General features: G+C 60.4%; 5 protein-coding genes. 3 read left to right on the forward strand and 2 right to left on the reverse strand.

Translation table 11 applies throughout. The features are described 5' to 3' along the window. Nucleotides 1-128 precede the first annotated feature (128 nt). The 3 genes from ACZ41G_RS01940 to ACZ41G_RS01950 all read left to right on the forward strand — a co-directional run bounded on the left by ACZ41G_RS01940 (nucleotide 129) and on the right by ACZ41G_RS01950 (nucleotide 11,574). Nucleotides 129-5,042 (forward strand): Spy0128 family protein, encoded by a 4,914-nt coding sequence (locus ACZ41G_RS01940; RefSeq protein WP_464145628.1) that lies wholly within the window; start codon nucleotides 129-131, stop codon nucleotides 5,040-5,042. Between the two features lie 695 nt (nucleotides 5,043-5,737). Next, a complete protein-coding gene (gene ileS / locus ACZ41G_RS01945) occupies nucleotides 5,738-9,070 on the forward strand; it encodes a mupirocin-resistant isoleucine--tRNA ligase (protein WP_464145630.1) in 3,333 nt (1,110 codons plus the stop codon). 314 nt (nucleotides 9,071-9,384) lie between these two features. Next, nucleotides 9,385-11,574, forward strand: a complete 2,190-nt coding sequence (locus tag ACZ41G_RS01950; protein ID WP_464146178.1) for a GTP-binding protein — start codon at nucleotides 9,385-9,387, stop codon at nucleotides 11,572-11,574. A gap of 61 nt (nucleotides 11,575-11,635) precedes the next feature. Here ACZ41G_RS01950 and ACZ41G_RS01955 read toward each other — a convergent pair whose 3' ends face one another. After that, complete coding sequence (locus ACZ41G_RS01955) at nucleotides 11,636-11,995, reverse strand: YccF domain-containing protein (RefSeq protein ID WP_033505108.1); 360 nt, start codon at nucleotides 11,993-11,995, stop codon at nucleotides 11,636-11,638. A gap of 698 nt (nucleotides 11,996-12,693) precedes the next feature. Then, complete coding sequence (locus tag ACZ41G_RS01960) at nucleotides 12,694-13,722, reverse strand: aldo/keto reductase (RefSeq protein WP_441481570.1); 1,029 nt, start codon at nucleotides 13,720-13,722, stop codon at nucleotides 12,694-12,696. Nucleotides 13,723-13,763: the final 41 nt, after the last annotated feature.

The following is a 13,763-nucleotide window of genomic DNA, read 5'->3' on the forward strand; positions in this document are numbered from 1 at the left end:
TGATAGAACCCCCGTGCTGTGCGCCTTACGGCAACCAAACAGGGGGTGTGGGACCGGCGGCAAGGTGGGGATGAGTTGTACTGCCATGTGCCGGATGCAGCAATCGGTCGAAATTGGGAGAACACCAAGTGCACAAATCAATGATTCGTCGTGGGTTCATCGTTCTCGTTGCGGTGCTGTGCGCCGTCGCGATGATCGCGCCGACGTCGTTCCTGAAGAGCACCGCAGCTTCTGCGGCCAGCCCGACGACGAACTCCACCGCGGATCCCCTCACCCGCAAGCTGACCATCCACAAATGGGGCAACGATGCTGCCGGCAACCCGCAGTATGACACCTCAGTGTCGTCGTCAACCGGCGAAAGCATCCGCAAGGAAATCCCAGGCGCCGAACTCACCTTGACCACCACCGACGGCTACATCAAGAAAGACAGCTCATCCAACGTCGCCGTCACCATCTCCGCGGACGGCAAGTCCGCCAGCTGGACCAGCACGTCGACCGCGCTCGCGGTCCAGGTCGCCGCGGGTTCCTACACCTTGCGTGAAGTCAAAGCACCGGCGGATTACAACAGCGCGGCTGATGTGAAGTTCACAGTCCCCGAATACAAGAACACCGTCGATACGTCAAAGCAATGGAGAGCGACCTCCACATTCACAATCACCTCTAATACCACGAACGCTTGGGAATACAAGGAATTGACAAAGTGGGAAAGCCGCCAGGCGGTGGCGGTCACCGGCGACGGCAGGAAAGTCGATCCTCTGCCCGCCATCACCGTGAGCGACGATAGCGACAAGTCCCAGAAGCCCCAGGTCGTGTACTGCTACAACTATTTGAACACCACGCCGCGAGGCGAACAATACAATGACCCGAAGGACCCAAACGCCAAAAAATACACGGAATACGGTGAGGCCGAAGGCTCCATTGCCTTGCTGTGGAAAAACGCTGCGAACCGTCTGACCTCTGACAGCTATGGCACCATCTCGGACGCCACCGAATTCGCACGCCGCATCATGTCCGTCATTACACGCGGCTACCCGAACAACAACCCCAACAACCCCTCAGATCTGCTTTACGGGCTCAACGAAAATCAGCAGCGCATGGTCACTCAGCTCGCGGTATGGCATTACACCGATGGCGGGCTTGCTTATTCCAAGACCCAGACGTACGCGGCCCTCGTCGAACCCACCGCCGGCAATTACTACGGGTTCGACGAAGCCATGATCAAAGCATACAAGAAGCTCATCGATCCGACGGACTATACGCTGCAGGTCAATGAGACGCTCAAACTGTTCCAGCCAGGGCAAGGCTTGTATCGCTACCAAAACCTCCTCGGCACCAGCACCATCACACCTTCCGCCATGGAAGCCAATATCGTCGACAATTCCATCGACTATTCCAAGAATCCCGCCACCGCCACCATCAGCGGCACCAAGATCATCAACGGCAAGACGATTTCCCAATACGGCACCACCGGCGATGATGCGACGATCCGCAACCTGTTCCGTACCTTCAAGTTCCGTATCGCCACCGACACGAACGCCCCGCTTCCGGCAAGCGACACCGCAACCGTGGGCAGCGATGGCACCTTCAGTTTCGGGGCGATCACGTACACCCAGCCGGGCACGTATGTGTATTCGATCGCTGAGATTCCGGGGAACAATCCCGATGTCGGCTATGACAGCACGGCACATTCGGTGACCGTGAACGTCACCAAAGGCACTGGCGCCAATGCGGGCAAGCTTGTCGCCGCCGTGCATTACGCCGACACGGGCGGTATCACGGTGAATAACGTGTATACCAAAGACGCCACCGCTCAACTGGAGGTCACCAAGACCATCGACGGCAAAACCCCGGAGCGAGGCGCCTACAGTTTCAACGTCCAGGCGAAAGACGATGCGCCGATGCCTCAAGGCGTCGCCGCTGGAGGGTCAACCACCATCACCAACGATTCGGTCGGCAAGGCCATCGTCAGCCCAATCGTCTTCAACAAAGCAGACACCTACACCTACATCATCACCGAAATCAAGCCTGATGACGCAGACGCCGGTATCAGCTACGACACCGGCACGGTGACCGCGACCGTCACCGTTACCCGGGACGACACAACCAACGAGCTCAAAGCAGAAGTCTCCTACAGCAAGGAAGCCTCCGATGGCACCGTCACCACGGGCACCGGCAGTAATGCGTTCGCCAACAGGACCATCGCACCGAAACCGGTGGATGTCACGATTTCGGCGAAGAAGACGCTTGACGGTCGGACTGGCTTCGCTGACGATGTTTTTTCGTTCACCTTGCGCGCGAACGAAACCACCACTCCTGTGTCCACAAGTGCAGCGAATGATGGTTCGCAGTCCACCGCCAACGCGAAAAGCGGCGGCTCCATCACCTTCGACACCATCCGCTACACCGCCGAAGGCACTTACACGTACACGATGACCGAAAGCAAAGGCAGCGACGCGGGTATAGCCTACGATTCCTCCGTGGTCCTGGTCACGGTCAACGTTACCCGCGACCCCAAAACCAACGAGCTATCCGCTGCCGTCACGTATAGCGCCAACGGCACGGATTCCGCTGACCCGCCGATTTTCAAGAACACGACAATCAAGCCCCACGACATCAAGGAATACCTGTACTCCTACAAGACACTCGCCGGGAAGCCCGCATCCAGCGGCCAATTCACCTTCCGTCTCACGGCGGCGAAAGACACGCCGATGCCTTGCACCACCCCGGCAACCGACGAGAACGGCGACATCTACTGCCTGAATGCGAACGGTGAGAACGGCCTCATCGATTTCGGTCCAATCGTCTACTCCCAAGCTGGAACATACCGGTACACGATGACCGAGGAGGCGCCGGGCGACCCATTCATTTCCAAGGACACCGCGTCCCACTCCGTCACCATCACTGTGACTCGCGACCCGAGCACCAACAAGCTCAGCGACACGGTCAGCTACGATGCCGGCGACGCACCGGCAGGCTTCAACAACACGTATGTCAAAGCCGTGCCGACCACCGCCCAGCTGCGACTAACCAAAATGCTCGACGGCATTCCCGCGACAACCGCCGGCCAGTTCTCCTTCGAACTGCAACCAGTGTCCACCGATGCGGTGGATCTCGACGGCAACGCGGTGAGCGTGCCGATGCCCGACGATACCGCCAAGAACAGCGACGGCACACCGACCGCGACCACCTCGAATCAGGGCGCAGGCCACGCCTCGTGGGACGACATCACGTTCGAATATCCTGGCGTCTACACCTACGCCATCCACGAGGTCACCGGCACGGATTCGATCGTGTATGACAGCAATGTCTATGCTGCGAAAGTGACCGTGACGCGCAACAGCGACAACACACTCTCCGCATCCGTCAGTTATGCAGGCACCGACGCGTTGCTGGTCATCCAGAACACGACCACCACCGGTTGGGTGCAGATTAAAGCGACGAAACTGCTTGACGGCCAACCCGCGAAAGCCGGCCAATTCACCTTCTCCGTTACTCCCTCCGGCAACGCGCCGAAGCTGATGAACACGACGGTGACGAACGGCGACGGTGGTCTGATTGATTTCACGGTGCCGATCACGCTTGCGGATTTGAATGGCAAGGATTCCGCCAAGTTCACGTATACCTTCCGCGAGGTAGACGGGGGCGACCCGACCATAACCTACGACACCACCGATCGCACGGCGAGCGTGCTGGTGAAGAAAGTCGTCAAGGACGGCGTGACCGGTTTGAGGGCGATGGTTGTCGTCGACCAAGACAAGACCAGCGACGACGACCAGAACAAAGACTATGTGGCATACGGCTGGGATGGCGTGACGGACGGCACCATCTACCACGCCAAGGCCGGTGTGACCATCACGGAGGATAATTTCGACGACGCTTCGAACTTCGACCTGGTGGCGACACCCGACCAAGGTGATGCCTACACCAAGCATTTCCCGAAGATCTACAACACCACCAAACCGGTGAAGTCCGTAACCGCGACCATCACGGCCATCAAAACCATAAACGGCGAGGCTGCGAAATCCGGAGATTATTCCTTCACGTTGACCGACCCGACAGGCAGCGCGCCCATGCCTGATGGTGCCACGACCTCGACATCCACGGACGATGAAGGCAACACCACCACCGTCCAGAGCAAAACCGTCCCGAACGGGAACAACGGCGCCATCGATTTCGAGATCACCTACAAGAAGGTCGGTATATACCAGTACACGATCACGGAGAATGTTCCCACGGGTGCGGCATCAGGCACCACCTTATATGACACGACAAAACATACTGCTTCGGTGGGAGTCGTGCGTTCCGCATCCGATCCGAACCAGCTGGTGGCGACCGTGGTGTACGACACGTCAACCGCGCCGGTGTTCGCCAACACCACCGTGCCGACCACCGCGGTGAAAGTGAGCAAAACCGTTGAAGGCGGGTGGCCCGCGGGTGCCCAATACACGTTTACCATGACCGCGTTGAGCACGACCAACGAGGATGGGTCCGCAGGTCCCGCCGGACCGCTGCCGAGCAATGCGACGCTGACACTGAAGAAAGGGGCGGACGGGTCTACGAGTTCCGCTTCATTCGGCGCATTCCCGTTCACGGCGGCAGATGCCGGCAAGACCTACGTATACGAAATCCGTGAAAATGGCGCCAACAACGGTGCCGCTGGAACTGGTGGCACTGACAGTGCAACCGGCGTGAAATACTCGAAGGCCGTCTATCAGGTGAGCGTCACCGTCAGCGATACGGTCACCGATGCCGCGCAACGCAAGCTTGGTAATAAGGCAGGCGTCAAGGTCACACAGGTGGTCGACGACGATGGCAATACGCTGAGCACGGCGAAAGTCATCTACGATTCCAGCGCCAGCGACGATACCGGCAAGTCCAGTGCCAATCAGCTGAGCTTCACCAACGAGCGGGTGGTCACCGCGCTGCCGTTCACCGGTGGTTCTTCGACCGCGCGTTCGCTGATATGCGGCGGTCTGATCGCCATCATCGTCGCGCTGTTGTGCACCGAAATCGCCCGTCGCTTGCGCCGAGCCGGACGGTGAGCCTGATTCCTGTCTCATCGCGCGCGCGTGTTGAGACGAGCATTCCGTCCCCTCGCAATCTGGTTACGTTGGGATGCTGCTCAGTGTAACCAGATTGTGAGTGTGCAGCTGGGGGCTTCTGCCAGCGTTGCTGGATTGTGAGTGTGTCGTTGAGTCTGCTGAGTGTCGGTGGAAGGTGGGGGAGGATGGCATCGAATCACGCATCCCCTTCACAAACTGGTTACGCAAAGCGGTCCGTGAGCGTAACCAGTTTGTGAGCAAGCAGCTCCGCCGCTCTCAGTTGTGCAGAAGTCCCATCTCTGTTTCTGCCGACGCTGAGTCGGGTGTGAGTGTCGGTGGAGGGCTTTTATTGCTGCTTTTGCCGATGCTCAGCACCCCGCCGGCGTCGGTAGAAGGTGGGGAAGGACGGCATCGAATCGCGTGTTCGCTGTGAGTCGCTCGGTCGTCCCGCCCGCGGTGCTATCATGGCGGCTGTATGAGGCGATGATCCGTCATCAGCGGGGAGCCTTCGGAAGAACAGGGTGCGGCACACGCCAAGCCCCCAGTAGAACCGACGGGACCGGCCCGAGACAGCCGGACACAAGCGGTCGTGCACAACCGGTTCCCGGCGGTACGCGGCAAGCGAGGTGGTACCGCGGCGTAAGCGTAAGCCCCGTCGTCCTCGTGGCAATGTCAACCAGCCAGTCGAGGAGAATATGGTGAGCGAAACCACCGATCACGTGTATCCCAAGGCATCAACCGGCGAGCAAAGCGCCAATGTCGCGCCGAACCCGAATTTCCCCAAGCTCGAGGAATCGGTGCTGAATTATTGGGACACCGACGACACCTTCAACAAATCCGTAGAACGCCGCCCGTCCGGCGATCACAGCCAGAACGAGTTCGTGTTCTTCGACGGCCCGCCGTTCGCCAACGGCCTGCCGCACTACGGCCACCTGCTGACCGGCTATGCGAAGGACGTCATCCCGCGCTACCAGACCATGAAGGGTCACAAGGTCAACCGCGTGTTCGGATGGGATACGCACGGCCTGCCCGCCGAGCTCGAAGCGCAGAAGGAACTCGGCATCGACTCGGTCGACGACATCAACAAGATGGGCATCGCCAAGTTCAACGACGCATGCCGCGCATCCGTGCTCAAATACACCAACGAATGGCGCGAATACGTGCACCGTCAGGGCCGCTGGGTGGACTTCGACCACGGCTACAAGACGCTCAACATCCCGTACATGGAATCCGTCATGTGGGCGTTCAAGCAGCTGTACGAAAAGGGCCTGGCCTACAAGGGCTACCGCGTGCTGCCGTACTGCCCGAAGGACCGCACCCCGCTGAGCAACCACGAGTTGCGCATGGACGCGGACGTCTACCAGGACCGTCAGGACACCACCGTGTCCGTCGCCGTCAAACTGCGTGATGAGGATGATGCCTACGCCGTGTTCTGGACCACCACCCCGTGGACCGTGCCCACCAACCTCGCCATCGTCGTCGGCGCCGACATCGACTATGTCGAAGTACGCCCCACGCAAGGCAAGTTCGCCGGCAAGAAATTCTATATCGGCAAACCGCGCCTTGAGGCCTACGCCAAGGAACTCGGCGAAGACTACGAAGTCGTGCGCGAGCTCAAGGGCGCCGAGATGGAAGGTTGGCGCTACTGGCCGGTCTTCCCGTATTTCGCTGATGACAAGGCGCTTGCCGAGGGCGGTACCCCCGGCCCGAACGCCTTCCAGATCTTCACTGCCGACTACGTCGACACGGTCGAAGGTTCCGGCCTCGTGCACCAGGCGCCATACGGCGAAGACGATATGAACACGCTCAACGCCAAGGGCATCAAGTCTGTGGATGTGCTCGACGAAGCCTGCGTGTTCAACGCGCTCGCCCCCGACTATGAGGGCATGTACGTGTTCGACGCGAACCTGCCGATTCTGCGCAACCTGCGCGCCGGAGACGGCCCGCTCGCGCGCATCCCCGAGGAGCATCGCGCCTTGCTGTTCCAGGAGAAGAGCTACGTGCACTCCTACCCGCACTGCTGGCGTTGCGGCACCCCGCTGATCTACAAGCCAGTGTCGAGCTGGTTCGTCTCGGTCACGAAGATCAAGGACCGCCTCCTCAAGCACAATCAGGAAATCAACTGGATCCCGTCCAACGTCAAGGACGGCCAGTTCGGCAAGTGGCTCGCCAACGCGCGTGACTGGTCTATCAGCCGCAACCGCTTCTGGGGCTCGCCTATCCCGGTGTGGGTGAGCGACGACCCGAAGTACCCGCGCGTCGACGTGTACGGTTCGCTTGATGAGCTCAAGGCCGATTTCGGCGATTACCCGCGCGACGACAAGGGCGAGATCAACATGCACCGCCCGTACATCGACCGTCTGACGCGCGTCAACCCGGACGATCCGACCGGCAAGAGCCACATGCATCGCATCACCGATGTGCTCGACTGCTGGTTCGAATCCGGCTCCATGCCGTTCGCGCAGTTCCACTATCCGTTCGAGAACAAGGAGTATTTCGAGCAGCACTTCCCATGCGATTACGTGGTCGAGTACATCGGCCAGACGCGCGGCTGGTTCTACACGCTGCACATCATGGCCACCGCACTGTTCGACAAGCCGGCGTTCAAGAACGTCATCTGCCATGGCATCGTGCTCGGCTCCGACGGCCAGAAGATGAGCAAGCACCTGCGCAACTACCCGGATGTCAACGGCGTGTTCGACAAATTCGGTTCCGACGCCATGCGTTGGTTCCTCATGAGCTCGCCGATTCTGCGCGGCGGCAACCTCATCGTCACCGCTGAGGGCATTCGTGACACGGTGCGCCAGGTCATGCTGCCGGTGTGGAGCTCGTACTACTTCTTCACGCTGTACGCGAATGCGGCGAACGGCGGCAAGGGCTTCGATGCGCGTCGTCTGCGTGCCGACGAAGTCGACGGCCTGCCGCGCATGGACCAGTATCTGCTGGCCCGTACGCGCCTGCTGGTTGAACGTGTCGAGAAGTCGCTGGATGATTTCGCGATTTCCGATGCGTGCGAGGCGGTCACTGATTTCATTGACGTGCTCACCAACTGGTACATCCGCAACACGCGCGACCGCTTCTGGAACGAGGACGAGAACGCGTTCAACACGCTGTACACCGTGCTGGAAACCTTCATGCGCGCACTCGCCCCGCTCGCCCCAATGGAGGCGGAAACTGTGTGGCGAGGTCTGACCGGCGGCGAATCCGTGCATCTGGCGGATTGGCCGTTCCTTACTGACGAGAAGACCGGCGAGCCTACGGAGCTTGGTCTCGTGCTCAAGGCCAATGATGCGCTTGTGTCCGCGATGGACCAGGTGCGCGAGGTCGTCTCCGCGACCCTGTCGCTGCGCAAGGCTGAGCAGATTCGCGTGCGTCAGCCGCTGAGCAAGCTCACCGTCGTGGTCGCCGACCCGGAGGCGGTCGAGGATTATATCGAGATCTTGAAGTCAGAGCTCAACGTGAAGTCCGTGGACTTCTCGACTCTCGAGGATGCGCCGGAACACGGGCTGAAGATCATCCACCAGCTCAAGGTCAATGCGCGCGCCGCCGGCCCGCGCCTGGGCAAGCAGGTGCAGTTCGCCATCAAGGCGTCCAAGACGGGTGCCTGGCATGTGGATGCCGCAACCGGCGCCCCTGTGGTCGAGACGCCGAACGGCGATATCGTGCTCGAGGATGGCGAGTTCGAGGTCATCAATCGCGTGGAGGAGCAGGATGCCAAGCAGGCTGCCAATTCGGTGTCCTCGGCGTTGCCGTCCGGCGGGTTCGTGATTCTCGACACCGCGCTCGACGACAATCTGCTGGCCGAAGGCTACGCGCGTGACGCGGTCCGTGCGGTGCAGGATGCCCGAAAGGAAGCTGATTTCAACATCTCTGACCGGATTGTGCTGACCTTGACTGCACCCGCGGTGGATGCGCCGAAGCTTGAGCAGTTCCGTGACTTGATCGCCCACGAGACGCTCGCCACGACGCTCGACATCAAGCCGAGTGATACCGCCAAGGAACTCGAGGTCGCCGTCGCCAAGGCGTGACGCCTCGGGGCGTTGAGCTGGTGGGCGTGATGCCCGCTGGTTCGACACCCAAGGGGTGCATCTTGTTGAGTATCGACGCTCCTAACCTCACAAACTGGTTACGCTGGTGAGTCCGCTAGCGTAGCCAGTTTGTGTATCTGCCCACCCGCATCCCTGTTTCTACCGACGCTGAGACCACTGTCAGCGTCGGTAGAAGGTTGGAGGAGAGATAGGAGTAGGGGGCGGCGGGTACACCGGCAGCGATGACGCCATGGCGTCCTAGGATGGGGAGGTCGGGCACTGCCCGGCGCTTTCCACCGACCGACAGGAGCATGATGAAGCAGATCGTCGCGGGCGTGCTCGCCCACGTGGATGCGGGCAAGACCACCCTCTCCGAAGCGATGCTCTACGTGTCCGGCGAAGTGCGTCGGCTTGGCCGCGTCGATCATGGCGACGCGTTCCTCGATACCGACGCGTTGGAAAAACGACGTGGCATCACCATCTATTCCAAAGACGCGATCATCGACTATCCGGGTATGCGCTTGACCCTGCTCGACACGCCCGGGCACGTGGATTTTGCCGCCGATATGGAACGCACGTTGGGTGTGCTCGATGTCGCTCTGCTCGTCATCTCAGCCGTCGACGGCGTGCAAGGTCATACCGAGACTCTGTGGCGATTGCTGGAGCGCTATCATGTGCCGACCTTCATCGTCATCAATAAAATCGACGCGCTCGCTCCCGGCATTTCGCGCGATGACGTGCTCGCCGGCATCCGCAAGCGATTTGGCGAGGTGTGCGTGGATGCCGGATTGCCGCAGAATTCCGCCGATATCGCTGAGAATGCGGATACCCCGGTCACTGCGGACACCCCCGTACCTTCGGATGCTTCAGTTACCGCAGACGCCCATGCAGCCACGGGCGCATCAACTGGCATGATTGCCGGCGGCTCGTCCGCCCACGCCCAGATTTCCGCCGGTTCCCGAATGGAACACGATGAGGATGTTGCCGCGCTCGACGAATCCGCGCTCGACGAATACTGCGACACCGGTCGGATCAGCCCGGCGACCATCAGCCGGATGATCGCGCAACGCAAGCTCGTCCCATGTATGTGGACATCAGCGCTGCAATTGCAAGGCATCCGCTATCTGCTGGATGCGCTTGCCGCGTACGCTCCTGAGCCGCGCTATGACGGATACGGCGACAACTCTTCCGACAACACTTCCGTCAATCATGGCAAAGATAACGCCGATAACAGTAGTGATCGCAGCAATGGCAAGGATTTCGGCGCCCGTGTGTTCCGCATTTCGCATGACGCCCAGCACAACCGGCTCACTTGGCTGAAAGTGACCGGCGGCGAACTGCCGGTGAAAAGCGAGATTGAACCGTACGGAAAAATCGACCAGATCAGGCGATATTCCGGCGCGAAATACGATATCCTGCAATCCGCCCCCGCCGGAACAGTTTGTGCGGTGACCGGTCTGGAAGGCACGGTGCCAGGTCAGGGACTCGGCATGCAGACGGACGCCTCGCATCCACTGCTTGAACCGGTGCTCACCTACACGGTTACGGCCACCGATGGCACGGATACGCACAAACTGTTGGGTGCGCTACGTGAACTCGAGGACGAGGAACCGCTGTTGCACGTGCGGTGGATCGAGCGTCTTGAGGAGATTCACATCCAGCTCATGGGCGCTGTCCAGCTGGAAATCGTGCAGGAACTGCTGCGCACGCGCTTCGGCATCGAAGTCGCGTTCGATCGCGGGGGCATCGTATACCACGAGACCATAGACACGCCGGTCGAAGGGGTGGGGCATTTCGAACCGTTGCGGCACTACGCGGAAGTCCACCTGCTGCTGGAGCCGCTCGAGCGTGGCCGCGGACTCCAATTCGCCAGCGATTGCAGTTTGGATGTGCTCGACCGCAACTGGCAGCGCCTGATCATGACGCATATGCGCGAACGCGAGCATCTGGGCGTGCTTATCGGCGCGCCAATCACCGATATGCGGATTACGTTGCTGACCGGTCGGGCGCATGACAAGCACACTGAAGGCGGGGATTTCCGCCAGGCGACGTATCGCGCAATCCGCGAAGGACTTATGCAGGCGCGTCAGGGCGGGCATTGCCATGTGCTTGAACCGTGGTACCGCTTCCGTCTGGAGCTGCCCGCCGACCAGGTGGGGCATGCGATGGCTGATATCCAGCGGATGAACGGCGTGTTCGACCCACCTGACAACGACGGCACGACGGCGGTGCTGGAGGGCGAGGCGCCTGTTGAAGGTATGCGTGATTACGCGATGGAAGTGAATGCATATACGCACGGACGCGGGTCGCTGACCTGCGTGTCGGCGGGCTACCGACCGTGCCACGACGAGGACGCGGTCATCGCCGCAGCCGGGTATGATCCCGAAGCCGATCTGGAGAACACTCCGGATTCGGTGTTCTGCGCGCATGGTGCCGGGTATCCGGTCAAATGGTACAAAGTGCCGGAGTTCATGCATCTGCCGTTCGCGTGGCAGCAGGCGTAGCAGGGTCGGTGGTTATTGCGGCCGGCGGAACTGCGGGATGATGAGAGCGTGTGTCTCGCGGTCACATGACTTGCGCGCCGAACGGCCACAACGCGAGCTTCGCCATCTTGAATGACTGGATGCCGAACGGCACGCCGATGACGGTGATGCAGTTGAGTACGCCTGCGATCATGTAGCCGATTGCCATCCAGATGCCGACCAACACCACCCAGATAATGTTGGCGAGCAGTGAGCCGACGCCACCGCCATACACCACGGACTTGCCGAACGGGGTGAGTGTCAGGCCAGCCATTTTGAACGCTTGGATGCCGAGCGGGATGCCGACGATGGTGATGCACAGCACGATGCCGATGATCGCCCATGCCACAGCCAGTTCGAGACCGCCGAGAATCAGCCACAGGATATTGCCCAACGTGTTCATGCCGCCCATTGTGCATGGCGTGGGTGACATAGTTGATTGGTCAGGTGCGGTTGAGTGGGCATGACGCGGTCGGATGAGGTTGGGTGGAGACGGTTGGCAGGGAGTGATTGGACGGGGTGGTCGTGTAGCGGGTGATTGAATTGGATGCGGTCGGGGATTGAGCTGGTGGAGATTGCGTGGGACGCGTGTGGTTGGGTGAGCGTGGTCGGATGGGCTATGAACGGTGTCGCGAAGGGGCAGGTGTGGATAATCGATTTGGCAGGGATGACTGCTTGCACATCAGGCTGGACGTTGCCTGAGCGAATCTCAGAGTATTCACAGGGAAACATATTGTGAACCCAAGGTGACGTCCGTATCCTAAATGATGTCAGCAAAAGCTGATGGGTTCTCCTCTTGAATCCCATAATTCAATCCCTTCTCTCTTTTTTCTCTCCTTTCAGGGCCCGGTCTTCCGGGCCCTTCTCTTTTCCCGCTTCGCCTGTCGTCGTGCGCGTCGGCGACGCAGCAGGACTGCCATCGTAGCCGGTTTGCGCGCCTCCACAAACTGGTTATGCTGGGCGGGTTGTCAGCGTAGCTAGTTTGTGAAGGCTGGGCTGTCGTACTGATTGCAGCTGGTCTTCCGCAGCGGCACCGCATCCGCATCCGCAGCCGCAACCGGCTCAACCCAATCGCAATCGTTGCGAGCCCAACACAGACGGTTACCGCCCGTCGCTAGCGATCCGGTCTATAGCGGCGAGCTCGTCATCGGTGAAATCAGGCCCGTTCAACGCGCCGAGGCTGTCAAGCAGCTGCTGGGGTCGGGACGCACCCACGAGCACACTGGTCACTTCGCTCTTGCGCAGCAGCCAGGCGAGCGCCATATCCGCGAGACTCTGCCCGCGCGCAGCGGCAATCGTATTCAACGCGACAATCGCGTCATGCGTGCGTGCCACGTCGGCTTCGGTGAGGAACCGGCCGTCCCTGGCCACGCGCGAATCCGCTGGAATCCCGTCCAGATACCGGTCGGTGAGCAGTCCCTGGTCGAGCGGGCTGTAGGTGATCAGCCCCTTGCCCAGCCGGTTGACGGCATCGAGCAGGCCGTTGTGTTCCACGGTCCGGTCAAGGATGTTGTAGCGGTTCTGCGCGATGATGAACGGCACATGCAGCTCATCAAGGATCGCCTTGGCCGCTTCGAGCCGCTGCCCGTCATAGTTCGACAGGCCCACGTACAGCGCTTTGCCGCTAGTGACCGCCTGCGCGAGCGCGCCCATGGTTTCCTCGAGCGGCGTGTCCGGGTCGGGGCAGTGGTGGTAGAAGATGTCGACGTAGTCGAGGCCGAGTCGCGTCAGACTCTGATCAAGGCTGGCAAGCAGGTATTTGCGGCTGCCGTGGTCGCCGTATGGGCCGGGCCACATGTCGAATCCGGCTTTGGTGCTGATAACCAGCTCGTCGCGGTGTGCGCCGAAATAATCGTGCAAAATCCTTCCGGCGTTGCGTTCGGCGCTGCCGGGTTCCGGCCCGTAGTTGTTGGCGAGGTCGAAATGCGTGATGCCGTGGTCGAATGCGGTGAAGCACAGCTGTTTCATCGTGTCGTATGACGAGAAATCGCCGAAATTATGCCAAAAGCCGAGGCTGATGGCGGGCAGTTTCAAACCGCTGCGGCCGCTTCGGCGATACGGCATGGTTTCGTACCGGTCGGGGGATGGCGTGTATGTGCTGATACCGGTGGTGTTGGTTGATGATGGCATCGTTGCCTCCTGCGTGCTGGGTTTGTGCACTGGGTTCGTGC

The sequence above is a fragment of the Bifidobacterium porcinum genome (assembly GCF_055378475.1).